This window comes from Neobacillus sp. BF23-41, from assembly GCF_041106275.1.
Window position 1 is genome coordinate 33,775 of sequence record NZ_JBGBPR010000027.1, and the last position, 18,347, is coordinate 52,121.

The 18,347-nt window shown below is 39.5% G+C and carries 15 protein-coding genes and 1 riboswitch; of the genes, 9 read left to right on the forward strand and 6 right to left on the reverse strand.

Annotation, left to right across the window (positions count from 1 at the left end; all coding sequences use genetic code 11):
* Positions 1-11: 11 nt before the first annotated feature.
* A complete protein-coding gene (locus AB7942_RS25560) occupies positions 12-1,715 on the forward strand; it encodes an amylo-alpha-1,6-glucosidase (RefSeq protein WP_369449037.1) in 1,704 nt (567 codons plus the stop codon).
* A 73-nt stretch (positions 1,716-1,788) separates the two neighbouring features.
* Positions 1,789-4,845, forward strand: coding sequence for a beta-galactosidase subunit alpha (gene ebgA, locus AB7942_RS25565; RefSeq protein WP_369449038.1), 3,057 nt, complete (start codon positions 1,789-1,791; stop codon positions 4,843-4,845).
* A 97-nt stretch (positions 4,846-4,942) separates the two neighbouring features.
* Here the strand turns inward: ebgA and AB7942_RS25570 are convergent, their stop codons facing one another.
* Positions 4,943-5,773 (reverse strand): metal-dependent hydrolase, encoded by an 831-nt coding sequence (locus tag AB7942_RS25570; RefSeq protein WP_369449039.1) that lies wholly within the window; start codon positions 5,771-5,773, stop codon positions 4,943-4,945.
* Between the two features lie 367 nt (positions 5,774-6,140).
* Here AB7942_RS25570 and AB7942_RS25575 point away from each other — a divergent pair, with 367 nt between their 5' ends.
* Complete coding sequence (locus tag AB7942_RS25575) at positions 6,141-7,316, forward strand: ABC transporter substrate-binding protein (protein WP_179195696.1); 1,176 nt, start codon at positions 6,141-6,143, stop codon at positions 7,314-7,316.
* A gap of 60 nt (positions 7,317-7,376) precedes the next feature.
* Here AB7942_RS25575 and AB7942_RS25580 read toward each other — a convergent pair whose 3' ends face one another.
* Genes AB7942_RS25580 through AB7942_RS25590 form a run of 3 tightly spaced genes read right to left on the reverse strand, consistent with a single transcriptional unit; the run spans position 7,377 to position 9,713 of the window.
* Positions 7,377-8,519, reverse strand: a complete 1,143-nt coding sequence (locus AB7942_RS25580) for a glycosyltransferase family 4 protein (protein ID WP_369449040.1) — start codon at positions 8,517-8,519, stop codon at positions 7,377-7,379.
* Between the two features lie 22 nt (positions 8,520-8,541).
* Positions 8,542-9,063, reverse strand: a complete 522-nt coding sequence (locus AB7942_RS25585) for a phosphatase PAP2 family protein (RefSeq protein WP_369449048.1) — start codon at positions 9,061-9,063, stop codon at positions 8,542-8,544.
* A gap of 35 nt (positions 9,064-9,098) precedes the next feature.
* On the reverse strand, positions 9,099-9,713 hold the full coding sequence (locus AB7942_RS25590) for a hypothetical protein (RefSeq protein WP_369449041.1): 615 nt from the start codon (positions 9,711-9,713) through the stop codon (positions 9,099-9,101).
* A gap of 333 nt (positions 9,714-10,046) precedes the next feature.
* On the opposite strand from AB7942_RS25590, the gene AB7942_RS25595 reads away from it, so the two are divergent.
* The 6 genes from AB7942_RS25595 (at position 10,047) to AB7942_RS25620 (ending at position 15,674) form a co-directional block, all read left to right on the forward strand.
* A complete protein-coding gene (locus AB7942_RS25595; RefSeq protein ID WP_369449049.1) occupies positions 10,047-10,937 on the forward strand; it encodes an acyl-ACP desaturase in 891 nt (296 codons plus the stop codon).
* Positions 10,938-11,025: 88 nt separating this feature from the next.
* A riboswitch (purine riboswitch) is annotated at positions 11,026-11,125 on the forward strand.
* Between the two features lie 74 nt (positions 11,126-11,199).
* Positions 11,200-12,195 carry an adenosine deaminase gene (add, locus tag AB7942_RS25600; protein ID WP_369449042.1) on the forward strand — a complete coding sequence of 332 codons (996 nt, stop codon included), beginning with the start codon at positions 11,200-11,202 and terminating at the stop codon, positions 12,193-12,195.
* Positions 12,196-12,360: 165 nt separating this feature from the next.
* Positions 12,361-12,768, forward strand: coding sequence for a hypothetical protein (locus tag AB7942_RS25605; protein WP_369449043.1), 408 nt, complete (start codon positions 12,361-12,363; stop codon positions 12,766-12,768).
* A 1-nt stretch (position 12,769) separates the two neighbouring features.
* Complete coding sequence (locus AB7942_RS25610) at positions 12,770-13,456, forward strand: PspA/IM30 family protein (protein WP_369449044.1); 687 nt, start codon at positions 12,770-12,772, stop codon at positions 13,454-13,456.
* A gap of 147 nt (positions 13,457-13,603) precedes the next feature.
* Positions 13,604-14,278, forward strand: a complete 675-nt coding sequence (locus AB7942_RS25615; RefSeq protein WP_335400979.1) for a response regulator transcription factor — start codon at positions 13,604-13,606, stop codon at positions 14,276-14,278.
* Positions 14,268-15,674 (forward strand): sensor histidine kinase, encoded by a 1,407-nt coding sequence (locus AB7942_RS25620; RefSeq protein WP_369449045.1) that lies wholly within the window; start codon positions 14,268-14,270, stop codon positions 15,672-15,674. The genes AB7942_RS25615 and AB7942_RS25620 overlap by 11 nt, the downstream gene beginning before the upstream one ends.
* Positions 15,675-15,762: 88 nt before the next feature.
* Here the strand turns inward: AB7942_RS25620 and AB7942_RS25625 are convergent, their stop codons facing one another.
* Positions 15,763-16,572 (reverse strand): Cof-type HAD-IIB family hydrolase, encoded by an 810-nt coding sequence (locus tag AB7942_RS25625; protein ID WP_335438306.1) that lies wholly within the window; start codon positions 16,570-16,572, stop codon positions 15,763-15,765.
* 198 nt (positions 16,573-16,770) lie between these two features.
* Positions 16,771-17,736, reverse strand: coding sequence for a LacI family DNA-binding transcriptional regulator (locus tag AB7942_RS25630; RefSeq protein ID WP_369449046.1), 966 nt, complete (start codon positions 17,734-17,736; stop codon positions 16,771-16,773).
* Between the last annotated feature and the right edge of the window lie 611 nt (positions 17,737-18,347).

Consider the following 18,347-nt stretch of genomic DNA (forward strand, 5'->3'; position numbering starts at 1 on the left):
GAGTGAAGCTTATGTTTGATATAAAAAAAATTCCCTTCAGCCGTTATGGTTCATTTATTACAATTTCCCGAAATCACCAAGAGGAGGGTGACAGCCCCCTCTACCTCCGTAATATCCGAAATGGGGACAATGAGTTTGGCGAGGTATTCCGTATTGATCTTATTCATGAGGGGAACCTCGTGCCATATAAGGCAGTACTAAGTCCGAGCATGCTCCGGCTCGAAAATGCGGAAGGTTATGCAGAATTTTGTATAACAGAAGCCCGAGTTTTACAGATAAGAAGTCATAGCGTGGGGGTCAGACTGACAGGAATTACCGGAGCTTATGATTATGCGGTTCCTGTGGAAGATGATCGTTGGGAAGTTAATCACTCCCGTCAGGAAATGCGGTATATGCTTACTTCGATAAAAGGACGCCTCGTCGTGGATGCACCTTTTATTGAACAGCGTTGTGAAAAAATTATTGTCGACTTTCTTCCAGAGTCGGACATGGGGGAAATGGAAGGTGTGATTGAGGAGTTTATGACGGTTTACACAGCCCGTTCCTACTCGGCTTTTACAGAAGGGCACGATAACGTTTTAAAGGAATATGAATCATGGGTCGATAATACCCTTGAGATACCTGAAAAGTATGTCCGAGGGAAAGAAATGGCGGCCTATGTTACCTGGTCATGCGTGGTGGCGCCTGAAGGAATGCTGACTAGGCCTGCGATGTACATGTCGAAGAACTGGATGACAAATATTTGGAGCTGGGATCACTGCTTTAATGCCCTGGCGTTAGCAAAAAATAACCCCGACCTCGCCTGGGACCAGCTTATGATCTTTTTTGATTTGCAGGATAAATCCGGAATGCTTCCAGACTTTGTCAATAACAGGTCTGCGTTGTGGAATTTCACAAAACCGCCTATCCATGGCTGGACACTAAGGCGCATGTGGGAACAAAACGATTTTGTTTCAGCGGAGAAACTGCTAGAAGTTTATCAGCCGCTTGTTAAATGGACGGAGTGGTGGCTGACTTTCCAGGACAGTGACAAAGACGGGATTCCGCAATACAATCACGGAAATGACAGTGGTTGGGATAATAGTACAATTTTCCACAAAGGGACTCCGGTTGAAAGTCCCGACCTTTCATCCTTTCTAGTGCTGCAAATGGAAGTTTTGTCGGAAATAGCCTGTAAGCTTGGAAAAAATGAGGAAGCTAGAAAATGGATGGATGAGTCGCAAGCATTGTTAAATAGAATGATTGAACATTTTTGGAACGGACAACGATTTGTAGCAAAACGGTCAGGCACACATGAAATCATCGAATCTGACAGTCTAGTTTTGTATGTTCCTCTGATTCTTGGAGATAGGCTTCCGCCGGAAATCTTAAAGAAATTGGTAGAAGATATAAAGACCAAGGGGTTTTTAACAGAATATGGATTGGCAACCGAGCTGCCAAACAGTCCATTTTACAGGGAAGATGGTTATTGGCGAGGCCCAATCTGGGCACCAACAACTATGCTTCTAGTAGATGGTTTGGTCTCATCCGGTGAAAAGAAATTAGCTCTCGAGGTGGCAGAGAAATTCTGTTCAATGGCAACCAAGTCAGGCATGGCGGAAAACTATGACGCTCTAACTGGATCTGGACTTCGTGATCCGGCATTTACATGGACCTCGAGCGTATTCCTTATTCTTGGACAACATCTTAGTCAAGAGGATTCAATAAAGGATTAAAGAGAAGGTAAGTCGACTACATCTCAAAGCACAGCGTTTTGTAATAAAAACATATTAACGATTGAGAGGTTATATGATGAAAAAACTAAAAAGATGGGAAAACATCCATACAGATGGCATAAACCGTTTAAGTGCCCGTGCTCATTTTATCAGCTATCCTTCACTTAGTGCGGCTGAAACACATGATGTGGCCAATAGTCACTACTATCAAAACCTTAACGGAATATGGAAATTTGTATTCCTCGAAGCTCCCGAATATTGGCCGGATGGCTTTTATGATGACGATTTGGATACGAAAGTTTGGGACGAAATTGCTGTTCCTGGCAACTGGCAAATGCAAGGCTACGGGAAGATGCATTATTCTGATTTGTGGTACAATTTTCCGATTATTCCGCCCCGTGTCCCAACCGAAAACCCAACGGGCATTTATCGTCGAGAGTTTGAGTTCGATCGCAATTTGGATGAAGAACAATTAATCCTTCGTTTTAATGGTGTCGATTCTGCCTTCGAATTGTATGTAAATGGAGAATTTGCTGGTTATAGTAAGGGGGCTCGGATTCAATCAGAATTTGATATTACGAAACTATGCAGACAAGGTGCAAACACCATCACTGTCCGCGTCTTCCAGTGGTCAGATGGGACCTATCTTGAAGACCAGGATATGTGGTGGCTGAGCGGGATCTTCCGTGATGTTGAACTATATACCCGGCCGGTTTCTGGAGTATATGACTTTACCGTAACGACAGAGTTTGATAGAGAATGGAAGAATGCGACCTTAACTGTTTTGGCTGAACTGACGGAACAGCGCAACCAAATCATTACTTATGAATTAATTGATCCAGAAGGTAAGCCAGTTTTTATCGAGGAAAAAAAGGCAAACGAGCCTTTAAGCAGGTATATAGTGTCACCTTTAAAATGGAGTGCAGAGCAGCCCTATTTATACAACCTCTATATGACAGTAATGGAAGATGGAAAAATGATTGAGGTGGTACATCAGCATGTAGGATTCCGCTCGATAGTCATGGCAGAGGATACATTCCTCGTAAATGATGTGGCCATTAAGTTCAAGGGCGTGAATCGTCATGACTACAACCCGAGGACAGGCCGAGTGGTGACGAGAGAGGAAATTGAGCGCGACATCAAGATAATGAAGCAAAACAATATCAACGCCATACGTACGGCTCATTATCCGAATGCCCCATACCTTTATGATCTTTGTGATCAATACGGGCTGTATGTGATTGATGAAACGGATTTAGAATGTCACGGGTTTGAATTGACAGGAAGGTATGATTGGATTAGTAATGATTCAGACTGGGAAACGGCATATGTTTCGAGGATTGAGCGGATGATTAAGCGTGATAAAAACCATCCTTGTATTATCATGTGGTCACTAGGGAATGAGTCTGGATTTGGTGATAATTTCCGAGCTATGGCCAAGCGAGCAAAGGAAATGGATCCAACGCGCCTTGTTCATTATGAGGGAGATTTTGAAGCAGAGGTGACCGATGTATACAGCACGATGTATACATGGCTTGAACATAAGGAAAGAAGGACAATGGATCAGGTTATTGAAAAGTCTAAAAAACCACATATTCTTTGTGAATATGCCCATGCTATGGGGAATGGGCCTGGAAATCTCAAAGAATATCAAGACTTATTTTATAAGTATGATAAACTCCAAGGCGGATTCGTTTGGGAATGGTTTGACCACGGAATTGAAGCTGTAGCAGAGGATGGTACAGTTTACTATCAGTATGGCGGTGATTTTGGAGATGACCCGACGAATGGAAACTTCTGTATCGATGGGTTAATCATGCCGGATGGTTCACTTTCCCCAAGTCTATATGAGTATAAAAAAGTGATTGAACCAGTTCAAACAGAATGTATTGATATCGAGAAGGGCCTTTTCCGTCTGATGAATCGATATGATTTCTTATCATTAGCTCATTTGGATTTAACATGTTCGTTATTTGAGGATGATCGATTGGTTGATTCCTTTGATGTAGAGCTTCCAAAACTAGCTGGGCGTGAAATAGCAGAGATTCATTTGCCAGTTGGACAGGACATAGAAAAAGTTAGTGGAGCCCATTACTATTTTGTATTTTCGTATAAATTAAATCAGGATACACCTTGGGCACCGAAAGGACATGAATTAGCGAACGCTTCCTTTGTGCTCCCAGGAAAGTCAAAATCACCAAAAGCTCACGGTGATGGCGAGCTCCTCATTAAAAAAGAGGGAGCGCTTCTAAATGTTAGTGGCACTGATTTTACCATCACGTTCGATTGCGTCAAAGGAACACTAAAACAAGTTACCCGAAATGGGAAAATCCAGATTGAAAAGGGTCCGCAGTTCAACTTCTGGCGTGCACCAATTGACAATGATATGTACTTGCTTACTGATTATCGAACAAAATACTTCATGCATCTCGGACATGAAATTGTTGAGGATATCCGCTATGAGTTGAAAGACGGAGTATTCGAATGGGATACAGATTCACTGTACGGTACAACAAACAGTTCTTGGTACTATCAAATAAACTATCAATATAGAATCTATCCGGATGGTGATATTCTTTGCAGTATAAATGGAATTGCATCCGGTATGAAAGAAAATGCACCGGTCATGATTCCGCGTCTCGGTGTGAATATGCGCTTGACTAAAGAGTTTACCAATACTCAGTGGCGCGGCCGAGGACCTGGTGAAAGTTATGTGGATTCGAAGCAAGCAAATCACTTAGGCGTTTACCGTCAAACAGTTGATGAGTTGTTCACAAACTACGTGAAACCGCAAGAAAACGGCAACCGTTCTGATTGTGACTGGGTTAGCATAACAGATCGTCAGTCTAATGGCCTCATTTTCATCGCTGATGACAAATTTGACTTCAGTGCTTCACACTATGAAGTTAGTGACCTAGAACTTGCAAAGCATACAGTCGATTTAAAGCCGCGTGACTATGTAGTCTTGAATATAGACTACAAACAAAATGGCCTCGGCAGCAACTCCTGCGGCCAGGACCAACTAGAAAAATATCGTTGTAAATTCGAAGACTTTACCCTTTCATTTCGGATTTCTTCCTTCAATACTAAAAATACCACAGCTGTAGTGCTTGGAAGAGAACAGAGCTAAAGGTGTCAGGCACCACCCGTGGACATTTGTCCACGAACGGTGCCTGACACTCTTTTATTTAAAAAGGAGGCACCCTCTCAAAGGGTGCCCCGTCTCATTATGAGAATTCCTTATTAACTAAAGCTTCTGACCAAAGGTTTTTATCGAACTCTGTTTCTTCTCCATAAGAGAGTGTAATCACGGCTGTCTTTGGATAGTCCTTTAATAATTCCTTTAACTCGTTGTCTTTATCAATCATAAAATCAACAACAGGGAAGGCCTTTAATAATTGGGTTAATGATTCAGGAGAGGTAGCTGTTTCATGTGTCGGAAAGGTATGACTGGGAATCACATATTTAACTTTTAATAAATTTTTTACAGCATAGGCGGCTTCTTTTGGTCCCATTGTAAAATGGCCGCTTGAAGAAAGGATTGCAATTTCCGGCTCATATACATCTTGAATCAACTTTATATCTGACATTAATGCCGTATCACCAGAGTGGTAAAGGGTATAATCATCTTTAAAGTCAAAAATATAACCTGCTGACTCACCGGCATATACTGGTTGGCCTTGGGTTTCACCGTAAGAAGATGTATGTTTTGCCTGGACCATGGTTACATTTACATCCTCAAAGGAAACAGAACCTCCTAAATTAATGGGAAGGACATTTTTAATTCCTTGCTGCAAAAGGATGAGTGCCAGCTCGTATTGTGCCACAATCATAATATCAGGTTTATGTTCAACCAACTTCGTAAGACCGCTTGTATGATCGAAATGGCCATGGGTTAAAAATACACAATCAATAGATTGGTAGAAATCAGCAGTATTTAATTGCGGAGGAAAGCCAGGATTTAAATCAAAGAATGGATCAATAAGATACTTTTTCCCAACCTTACTTTTTAGAACGTACATGGCATGGCCAAGCCGTAATATTTTCAGAGCAAACACCCCCATAACCTTTAGAATGAGACCTCATATACCATATTATTTTTTCGAATGAATAATAAGAACCATATTCGGATTATTCATACGTCGATAAAATTTAAGTATAATGTTTTGTGAACCACAAAACATGATTTGAATAGTATTTATTGGTGATACTCAAAAGAAAGCGCTACCAAAAACAATATTAATCAAAAAAATCAGAAATATTTAAATAAATCGAATAATATACTAGACGAATCGAAAAAATTGTTTTAAAATAATATTTATCAATTAGTTAAGACAGTAAACAAAAGTATTTTGAATCATAAAAGGCTATCAATCTACGCTTTGTTATGTCAGAAAAATCAGAAAAAAGAAAGAGGTCATTATAATGAAGAAAAAATGGGCAAAAATGTTTATGGCTTCCACTTTATTAGCTGGAATACTTGCAGGTTGTTCAGGAGCACCAAAAAGTTCAGGCAGTGACAGTAAAACGATTAAAGTTGGAGTTAACTTAGAGTTATCCGGAGGGGTTGCTTCTTACGGGGAGTCACTTGAGAACGGTATCGATATTGCAGTTGATGAGATTAATAAAGCTGGTGGAGTAAAGGGTAAAAAGCTAGAGATTATTAAAGTGGATAACAAATCCGAAGCAGCAGAAGCTACAAACGGTGCCATTAAATTAACAAGTCAAGACAAAGTAACAGCCATTATTGGTGCAGCTACAAGTGGTGATACGGTGGCACAGGCTCAAATCGCAAATGATACAAAAACAATTCTTTTAACTCCATCGGGAACAAGTCCAAACGTAACCGTGGGTGATAATGGAAAATTGAACGAATTCGTCTTCCGTACTTCCTTTATTGATCCATTCCAAGGGATCGTTGCAGCGAATTTCGCTACGAAGGAATTAAATTTAAAAAATGCAGCTATTTTTGCAGATAGTGCTAGTGATTATGCGAAAGGTTTAGCAGCTTCATTCAAAGAGACATATGAAAAGGCTGGCGGTAAAGTGGTTGCCGAAGAGGCATATGTTGCGAAAGATACTGATTTCCGTGCAACCTTAACTCGAATTAAAGCCAAAAATCCAGAATTCATTTTTATTCCTGGATACTATGAAGAAGTTGGTTTAATCGTGAAACAAGCTCGTGAAATGGGTATCACTGTTCCATTAATGGGTGCAGACGGCTGGGATTCACCGAAGTTAGTGGAATTGGCTGGAGCGGACGCATTAAACAATACATTTATCACGAACCATTACACATCTGAAGATCCAGATAAAAATATTCAAAAATTCGTAACGACTTACAAAGAAAAGTTCAATGGTGAATCACCTAATGCATTTAATGCACTTGGCTATGACACTGTTTATCTATTAGCTGATGCGATTGAGCGTGCTGGCGGTACGGATACTACAAAAATTAAAGAAGCATTAGAGAAAACAAAAGATTTGTCTAGGATTACAGGTAAGATCACTATCGATAAAGACCACAATCCAATTAAATCAGCAACTGTTTTAGAATATAAAGACGGTAAGCAAGTGTTTAACACTAAAGTTAATCCATAAAATTGCGAAAAGTGAAATGGAAGGACAGGCCTTCCATTTCACTTTTTTTATTTTTCTTAATCATGCATACTTTTGCCCGTTTTGTTCTTCGATTACATTCGTATAATGCCAAGTCAGATTTTCAAAAATCCGATCCCATCTCTGTGTTAAGGCGTAATCTCTTCCGGCGATTCCCATCTGTTCTCGCAATCCATCATCCGTTAAAATCTGAATAATGGCATCTCTAAATTCCTGAACATTACCTGGTTTACATAAATCACCTGTAATCCCTGCTTTAATTATATTCTTAACACCTCCAGACTTTGCTCCTATGACAGGTGTTCCACTCGCAAGGGACTCTAGAACAACATTTCCAAAGGTCTCAGTTGGTGAGGGAAAAACCAATAGATCAGATGCTGAATAGACTTCGGCTAAGCTTTTTCCATATAAGTATCCTGTAAAGGTCATATTAGCTACTGCTTGGGCTTGCAGTTCCTCACGTAATGGGCCATCACCAACGATTAACCAATGTAATTTTTCATTTATTTCAGCTGGGATTGATTTTGCGACTGCAAATAGTGTTTTGATATCTTTCTCTGGTGCCAATCTGCCAACATAGGTAAGCAGGTATTTTCCTTGTGTACTGTAATGACACTGAACCGCGTTTTTATCATAATAGGGGTGATAAAGCTGGCAATCCACACCTCTAGGCCATAGTTCTAAGTTTGAAAATCCGTGGTGCTTAAGCTGTAGGAATGTTTCAGTTGAGGGGACAAAGAGTTTTCTGCATGTTCGATGGAACCAGAGCATGTATTTCCAGTGGATTTTTGAAAGAAAGTGAAGGTCATAATAGTGTAAATAATGATCAAAATTGGTGTGATAGGAACCAACAAGGGGAATGTTTAATTTCTTAGAAAAATAAATACCACAAAGGCCGATATTAAAGGGGGTTGCAACATGAATTAAATCAGGAGAGAAATGTTGTAACTCTGACTTGATTTGAAGAAGGTTTGGAAAAGCTAAGCGGCATTCAGGGTATAAGAAAAAGGAACGGCTTTTAAAAAGATGAATATTCGTAGAACTATAGTCGTTGGAATTTGAATCGGGTGCAAAAATTTTAAAATCAATATTCTGATCTTCAAAATAGGTAGTCAATCGTTTAAGCGTCCCAGCAACCCCGTTGATGTCTGGATAAAAGGTATCTGTGAAAATAGCAATTTTCATATAATCCCTCCTAATTGAACTCTCAAACCCACAATAAATAAAAGCATAGGCTCCCGGATAGGGTCCCTAGAATTCCTCCCGCAATCACATCGGAAGGATAGTGAAGACCTAAGTAAATTCTAGATATGCCTACACATAGCCCTAAAGGGATTAGGACATAAGAAAGTAGAGGTATGAATAAGACATATGGCGTCACAAGAGAAAATATTGCCGTCGTATGCCCTGAAGGAAAAGAATGATCTTGTAATGGGTTAGCAGGAAACTTTGTTTTTTCAATCATTAAATAGGGTCTTTTACGAGGAAATAGCAACTTTACAAAATGCACAGGTATATGACTGGCTGATAAAGCAAGTGCGCTAGCAATGGCAATCAATCTGATTTCCCTTGGCGAGAGGATTAAGAGAAAAAGTGTGGCCGCAATAGTTATTCTAGCTCCACCAAGGTGTGTAACCGTGCGGAAAAAAAGATTTAATAGCTTTTTATCAAAATGGCTGTTTACCTTTTGCAGGACCCTGCATTCAAAACCATAAAATACATGTAGCATTTTTATCATTGTCTATTCCCCTTTGCATTCGATGCTTATATAATTATTTCAGCACTTCGGATGTCCGTTATTATTATTGGGATTTTCAATGGTTGATAAATTTTTTCGATTATTGTTGCTGCTTCAGGATGATTGGTTCCAATTACGATTAGGTCACCGTGGAAAAAATCTTGGATTGCAGAACCTTCCCGAAGAAACCCGGAATTGGTGACAACGTTTGCGAGTACGTTAGGGGGCTTGCTTCTATTAATAATTTGTTGGATAAGATCGTTTGTGCCGACTGGGACTTTGCTTATTGTACAAATGGTTACATCATTTTCGATATAGTGAGCAATCGTGTGTGAAACTACATGGATGTATTTTAGATCCCGTGACCCATCATGTTTTTTTGGTGCTCCGACCGCGATAAAAATGACTTCAGCCTCTGAATAGGCTTGATGATGGCTCACTGTAAACTTCAGTTGACCGTTATGGAGATTTTTTTCTAATAGAGACTCAAGACCAGGCTCAAAAATTGGAGAACGACCATTTTGGAGCATGTCAATTTTCTCTTTCTTAATGTCTATACATGTCACCATATGCCCTAATTCTGCTAAGCAAGCACTTGTGACCAGCCCTGCATATCCTGCTCCAGCAACGGTAATCTTCATCCAATCCCTCCAATTGATATTATTTACTTTATTGTATAAGGGAATAGAGAATTTTTTCTTAAGCTGGTGTTAAAAGAATGTAAAGAAATTGTAAGATTCAGCATCTTCATCATGAATAGAGTGCCTGACACCTGAGAATATTAAAAATCCCTTCATTAGATAAATTCAGAATAGTGTGCTATAATTTGCTTGGTAGTAGGTACTAATATCAGATATTAAAATAACTATATTTCCAGATTTTATAAGTGATTTATAAGTGGTCCTATTTTTCGAATTTGGAATGAGCGCTTGTCAGGAAACCTAAACAAACTTTTACAACAACGGGGGATTATGATGTTAACAAATGATTTGGACTTTAGGTTAGAGCCTAAACTTATTGATTTATACGAAGAACATAAAAAACGGTCTGAAAAAATAGATTGGGGTTACCATGATTTCTTACCATGGGATAAGGCAATGGATTTTCGACGTGTTCCCTGGGATGAAAGCCAGGTCACACTGCCTCCATCCATTATTACTGCGGTTGAAACGGCTCTTTTAACCGAAGTAAACCTGCCATGGTTTACCTCTCATCTCGATCAAACGTTTAAAGGTTCTTTAACGGTTATTAAAGATTTTGTCCATACTTGGACTGCGGAAGAAGATCAGCATTCAAACCTGATTGAAACGTATTTATTAATTACGCGCAATGTAGATCCGATGCGACTCCACCAATTACACAAACAAACGGTTGAGAATGGCTGGAATCCTGATTACCATACTCCTTTTGAAACCATGGTTTATACCTCGTTACAAGAACTCGCAACCATGGTTTTTTATAATAATGTTGCCAAAGTAGCTGGTTTGCATGATAAGGATTTAGCTAGTCTGCTTCGCCGTCTGGCAAAGGATGAAACGTTGCATTATGCCTTTTATCGAGATGTGATTAAATTTCATCTCCAATTGGAACCCAATTACTGTTATCATTTAGGACATGTCATTAAGAATTTTCAAATGCCTGGTACAGTAATGCCAGATTTTGAAGATCGCATGGCCATTATTGCAAAAGAGGCAAACTACGGCCCATTGGAATATTTTGATCAAGTTCTAGATGTGATTGTTGATTATTGGGAATTGGAAAAATTAAGACCGATTGCACCAGAAGCAGAAAAAGCTAGACTGGACATTCTAAATTATCACGCCCGGTTGAAAAGAGTAAGAGATCGTTTTTATAAAAATAAATAAGGTACTTCCAAATAAAAAGGGAAATATTGCCGGTTTAATCGAAACTTAAACTCTTGACAATAAAAATAGGATTTATTATTCTTGAGCAATAGTAACTTAATAAAAATTTCGTATAACTCCAATGATATGGTTTGGAGGTCTCTACCAGGAACCAATAATTCCTGATTACGAAGAAGATACATGGATGTGTATTTTCTTCGTAATCAGGAATTTTTTTTTTTCACTTTTTTACCAAACAAAAATTAGGAGGGAAAGATCCAACATGAATTTCGCAACCTTACCCAAAATTGAACTTCACTGCCATTTAGATGGGAGTCTAAGACCTGAAACAATTATTGATATCGCAAAGAGAGAGAGTATCAGTTTACCCTCTATGAGAATAGACGAGATTAAAAGGGAGCTGATTGCTCCATTAGATTGCAAATCCCTGGATGAATATTTAGAGAAATTTTCTATTCCTAATTTAGTTATGCAGTCAGAGGAAAATCTAAGAAGGATTACCTTTGAACTTTTTGAGGATGCAGCACGGGAAAATGTAAAATACATGGAAGTAAGATTTGCGCCACTCCTTCATACAGCAGGGGGATTAGACGTTGAAGAAATCATTCAAAGCGTCTTATCTGGAATGAAGGATGCCGAAAAGCAATATGAGATAAAGGGAAATTTGATTCTTTCTTGTATGAGAACGATGCCTGCTGACCGTGCTTTTGAGGTCGTTGAGAAGGGGAAGAAATTCCTTGGAGAAGGTGTAGTGGCCATCGATTTATGCGCATCGGAAGAGGAAGGATTTTGTGGAAGATTCGTAGAACCGATCGCCTTAGCTAGAGAATATGGTTATAGAGTAACGATCCATGCTGGTGAAACAGGCATAGGGAAAAACGTATTAGAGGCAGTTGAGCTTTTAGGTGCAGAGAGAATTGGACACGGCGTATTCATAAAGGATTGTGCTGAAGCATACAACATTGTGAAGGAAAAACATGTCGTCCTTGAAATGTGCCCAACCAGTAATGTACAAACAAAAGCAGTGGACCAGTTTAGTGAACATCCAATCTACCAGTTTCATAAGGATGGAATCAAGGTAACAGTTAATACGGACAACCGAACCGTTTCAGATACTACAATGGCGAATGAATGTAACATCGTATTTAAAGAATTCAATATTAATGAAAATGACTATAAGCAAATTTACCTTAATAGTGTCGAAGCAAGCTTTGCCGATTCCCAAACAAAGGAAATGCTAAAAAAATATATGCCCTGAGAAAAAAGTAGAATGAAAGGTGTCAGGCACCATGTGAATTTTTCACATGGTGCCTGACACCTTTTCTATTATTTTGAGAAATTTTAAATAACAGGACAGGCTTTCACCAAGTTTTCACTATTCTCTACTAGACTTCAGGTATCAAGTAGAAAGGAGGAAAGAGAGATGAATACGAAAGTGAAAAAAAGTATTTTCTGGGGCGTGACAATCGCCGCCATGATCTTGGTGGTCAATGTACTCCACTATTTATTTGGAGGTCATAGTCATAGTAGTTATGCAGCCGGACAGCATGGACATGGCCCAGGAAGCGCTATGGGGCAACAAGGTGGTTTTGGTTCTCACCAGGTTATGAACGGACCGCACCACGGCGGAGGATTTCCTTGGCTCGGCCTTCTCATTGGACTAGCTGTTGTGGTTTTCTTAGTGAGAAGGTTTAGAAAGAAGGCAAAGGCCTCATCGATGAAACAATTTATTAACACACCAGTGGGTTCACATATACCGGTAATAAATCAAAATGCAAGTATTTTAGATACATGGGAAAAAAATATAACCAATAAAAAGGAGAATGTGTAAAATGGGTATTTTTAAAAGAGTGAAGACGATAACGATGGCAGAAATCAATGGGTTACTAGATGGAATCGAGGATCCAATTGCGATGTTAAATGAATATTCACGAGAAATGGAGCAAGAAATTCTAAAAGGCCAGAAAGCCTTGTCTCGTCAAATTTTTGTGGAGAATAAACAAGCTGCTCTCATTTTGGAAACCGGAGGATTAGTAGCAAAGCGTACGCGTCAAGCGAAACTAGCGATTGAACAGGGTGAGGATGGAATCGCGAAGTTAGCGGTGCAAGAGAAACTAGTCCATGAAAAGCAGCTAGACCTTTACAAGCAACAATATGAAGCGGTTAAAGCCCAAACTCAAATTCTTATCGAAAAATTAAATGACCTGAAAGAGACCTATAACCAAATGCAGCATAAGAAAATCCTTTTAGCATCCCGTGCGAATGTGGCGCAGTCGATGAAGCAGATTCAAAATGTAACAGTGTCCTTCCAAACTGACAACATTACAAGAGGTGTGGCCCGTGCGGAAGAACGGATTTTAATGATGGAAGCAGAGGTACAAGCTGGTCAGCAGTTTTCCGCACCGTTAGGCCAGTATGATGCGGCGTACAGCAACTTTGTAAACGAGGAAGAATTGGAAAAGGAACTTGAAAAGCTAAAAAATGAAAAAGTAATGCAATTAGAAGAAATCGTAAAATAGGACGAGAAAGGAGCACCCATTTATTTATGGTGCTTCTTTTTTTATATCATTATCTTTTCTTAAGCAAACTTTAAGATTGCGATGCTAGATTTGTGTTACTAGATGAATAGATTCATCTAAAAATCTATCTCAAAAGGGGTTCATACCATGAATATATTATTAGCAGAAGATGATATACGTCTCGGAGAGCTGATCGTTTATATGCTCAAAAAAAAGGGCGGATACCAGGTTGAGTGGGTAGTAGACGGGGAAGATGCCTACTATTACGCCACCTCTGCTCACTACGATGTAGTAATCATGGACTGGATGATGCCAAATGGGACGGGTGTAGAAATTTGCAGCCGATTGCGGAAACAGGGTTATTCGGGTGCGATTCTGATGTTAACCGCCAAAGATACCGTTGGTGACCGAATCGAGGGATTAGATTCTGGTGCCGATGATTACCTTGTCAAACCTTTCGAAATTGACGAACTTTTAGCTCGGCTGCGTGCACTTTCCCGACGGAATTATGCACCAATTTTGGAGGACGAGATCCAAATTCATGGATTGGTTCTGAATAGGAAAAGCCATATTGTACGTTTGGATCGAGAGGAAATTCAACTGAGCCCTCGTGAATTTCAGTTATTAGATTTAATGGTGAAAAATAAGGGACAGGTCCTGCCGCGTGAAGTAATTCTTGAGCGAATCTGGGGCTTTGATTCAGAGGTAGCCCCTAAAACCATAGATGCGACAGTCAAATTAATCCGAAAGAAACTCCAATCTTTCGGAAAACAAAATTTGCTTCAAAGCATCAGAGGGGTAGGGTATAAGTTTGGTAACTAAATTCAGCTCATTCATACAGACATTCACGAACCTAGGTGAAAAAGATATTTTTAAGAGCACACAAGGCCGATTAACACGCATGTATAGTGGACTGCTCATGCTCTTTCTTGTCTTTTTTATTGCGATCGTTTATATCGTCCTACACGTTGTTATCCTAAACAATCAGGAACGAGAACTTCAATCATTAGTGAATCAGGAAGCAAACTTCATTGAGAGTTATTTATTAAAAGATGAACAGAATGATCTCCAAGGAATGGATGACCAAGAGTTGGTGTTTGCTGGAGTCAATCAGTTCTTTTATTATGTGGTTAATTCTAAGGGAGAAATCATCATGGGGAATGAATCGGATCCCCGCTTGCGCTCTGATTTACTGCAGCTAATAAATGGAAGATTTCAAAGCGAAAGAGAAATTCGAAAGGAAACACTACATGATGAAGGAAATTCAAACGGAAGGGGAATGAAGGGGGGCTTTCATCCGCGTGAGGCACCTAAAGATATTCGGCTAATAATTACAAGTCGAGCCATTTACGACAAAGGTCAATTTATTGGGCAGTTGTATGTGGGAAAAGACATTACATTTACTTATCAGCTATTCCGCTCTCTATTGCTGATTCTGATAGCAATAGGCATCTTGTTTTTGGGTATTGCCATCTATATGAGTGTGGTAATGTCAAAAAGAGCGATGATTCCGATTAGCGGCGCATTTACAAGGCAGCGCGAATTCGTGGCAGATGCCTCACATGAATTACGAACACCATTAAGTGTCTTGCTCTCATCGATCGATGCGGTGGAAATGACAATCGAACCTCAACAGAGAGACATGGTAGAGAAAATACTTTCGAATATGAGGCAAGAAGTGAGGCGGATGACACATTTGGTGAGCGATCTATTAACCTTAGCCCGTTCCGACTCAAATACAATCCAACTTAGTCTAGAGACCTTTGACTTCCGTCCTCAGGCAGAAACTGCAATTGAGTCCGTTCGTCCGCTGGCAGTTTCCAAGCAAATCAAGCTCCACTTGAATACACTTGGTTCGCTGATTACAGTCGGCGATCCGCAAAGACTATCACAGCTATTATATATACTTTTAGACAATGCGATAAAATACACCCCGCAGGGCGGTGAAGTTAAGCTCTCATTATCAATAGTAGGACAACAGCTTTGTATCTCTGTTCAGGACACAGGAATCGGAATTAGGCCAGAGGATTATCAGCGTATTTTCGAACGTTTTTACAGGTCCGATAAATCTCGTTCCCGGCAAATGGAAGGGCATGGTTTGGGGCTTTCCATCGCCAAGTGGATCGTTGACACACATAAAGGAACCATTAAAGTTTCGAGTGAACTTGGCAAAGGAAGTACATTTATGATTCATATCCCACTTGTTTTTAATGCATAAATATATGGCGAACGGTGCCTGACACTGTCCGCCATAAGATATTTGAATGACTTATAACTTTCTAAAAAACTACCAATTCGGACAGGTGCTATCTTTTGTTTTCATACTCTACAGCTGCCTCTTTTTCTAAAAGACCCACCTGTATAAGACCATTTAGAATCCCGTGATTAGAAGATGTCGTTGTGATTAAATCGGCTGCAGCCTTTGCTTCGGGAACTCCATTACCCATAGCAATTCCCGTTCCAATCATCGTTAACATCTCCAGGTCATTCAAACCATCTCCAAACGCAAAACAATTCTCATTATTGATATCTAAATACTCTTGCAGTTTGCGAATACCGACCGCTTTTGAGGCGCCTTTTGGAAGGAAATCATAAGCATAATCATGCCATTTGACGAAGTGGAAATCAGGGAAACGGTCGATATATAGATCCTCGTCCCCGCTATTACAGTAAAGATGTCCTTGATATATAGGCCTATTTTTATAAAATCCTTCATCAACTTTAGGATAGGACATCATCAATGAATCAAAACTAGATTCAATAAGTGGATGGTTTCCTTCGCTGACCCTATAATCATCGTGGCCGCAGTAAGCAAGGGCATGCCCTTTACTTGCTGTCATAGTGGTAATGGATTGAAGCAGCTCATCATTGATTGGATTCGCGTATATTTCTTGCCCTTCAAACACGACATATTGTCCATTCATGGAAATAAAAGAATCGATATTTAATTCTTTTTGAATCCAATAAAACATCTTCGGTACACGACCAGTGGCGATAACAGTGTGAACTCCTTTTTCCTGAAGTAAACGAACGGCCTTCTTTGTAGAATCCGGAATCACTTTATCCTCGTCAAGCAGCGTACCATCAATATCAAAAAAAACAATAGGCTTTGTCATTTTCTCCCCCTCCGTTAAAACACAACACGGTCGTTACGCTCAGAGGATTCCGATCACGCCGACATCGTGTTGTGAGTTCCTGCAAAAACAGAATATTTTATGAAACGCGTTTCAGGTCAAGTGGTTTGTTAAAAAAATCTGTTTTCGCAGTTCCTTTAATGTAAGAATTCAAAGGGAGAGGACAATTGATACTTGAGATTACACCGTTTTTCGCTCAATTAATTTCACAGGAATTTCATTTTGTGCAATCTCTTCAATTTTGATGACTCCTTGTAAAAATAATTTCCGGCCGATATCCTCAAGGGGGATTTCAATTGTCGTGATATTCATCATTTTAGCAATGGGCTGATTATTGAAACCAATTAGTGCGAGGTCGTCTGGTATCCTAACATCTAAATTTTGCGCACAGGTTACAATCCCTGCCGCGACCTCATCGCTCGTCACTAGCAATGCTGTCGGAGGATTAGACATTTGTTTAATCCGAGTTATTACCTTTTCTCCATCCTCAAAGTGAAGACAATCCTCGAAAATATAGGAAGGGTCAAAAGGCAAATGATAGTTCTTGATAAAATGCATATACGCTAATTCCCTGTTTCTACTATTTGTTCCTGATTTCCGTCCGATGCAATAACCGATTTTATGATGACCTTTTTGATGCAAGTAATCTAAGGCGAAATGGAAACTTTTATAGTGATCCACAAATATGGAGGATACGTTTTTCCCTCTAGTATCTTCGCATAAAACAATGGGCCCAAAAGGCAAATGCGCTTCGATTGTCGACCAAGTACATATTCTCGAACAAATAATTAACGCATCAATCTGCTTTTGTTTTAGCATTTGAAGGGCTTCCGATTCCCTGGTCTCCACGTAATTGGTCTGAAATAAAACCAACTTGTAGTTGTTTTGTAACGCTTCATTCGCTATCCCTTTAATTAATAGTGCAAAGTAAGGGTGATCGATAAAAGGAACAACCACACCAACAAGAAAGGTTTTCCCCATACTTAAATGGACGGCATTAATATTTTGTTGGTAGTTACTCTGTTTAATCGCTTCTAAAACTGCACCCCTTTTTTCTTCACTTACATAAGGATGATTATTTAACACTCGAGAAACAGTTGCTACAGATACGCCTGCCATCTTCGCCACATCTTTAATGTTTGTCATACATGTACCTTCCTTGAGCGGTGCCTGACACCATTGCAATCCCGCGTTTTTCAGTTAATCTTTGCATAATTGTATAATATAACCAGGATGTTTTGTAGTATCAGTGGACGACAACAAGTGTATTGATGGAATCAATATAATAACGAAAGGTACCTGACACCTGATTAGCCAAATGCTAATCGAATAAGTAACATGGAGGTGGTATTTTCATGATCTAAATAATTAATTAGATTTTTAGTAGAATAGTAGTTGACTTTGGAAGGATACGATAGTAATATAGTAAATCTGATGAGGGTATTGCGAAAGAGGATAGGATCTTCTTAAAAAATAATCCTTCACCAGTTGACAAAAATGACATTGATTGATATGATAAAAACCTCGCTGATTCAAATAAAGTTATTTCGAAATAATCCTTGACTTTATTGAAACGAGATGTTACAATGTTATTCTGTCACAAAATAGTTCTTTGAAAACTAAACAAAGCAGAAACGTCAACAAATTTTTTATTAGTGAATCTTTCGTCAGAAAGTGAAGCTAAGCCAACGTAACAAAATGAGCTAATCAACTTTCTTGGAGAGTTTGATCCTGGCTCAGGACGAACGCTGGCGGCG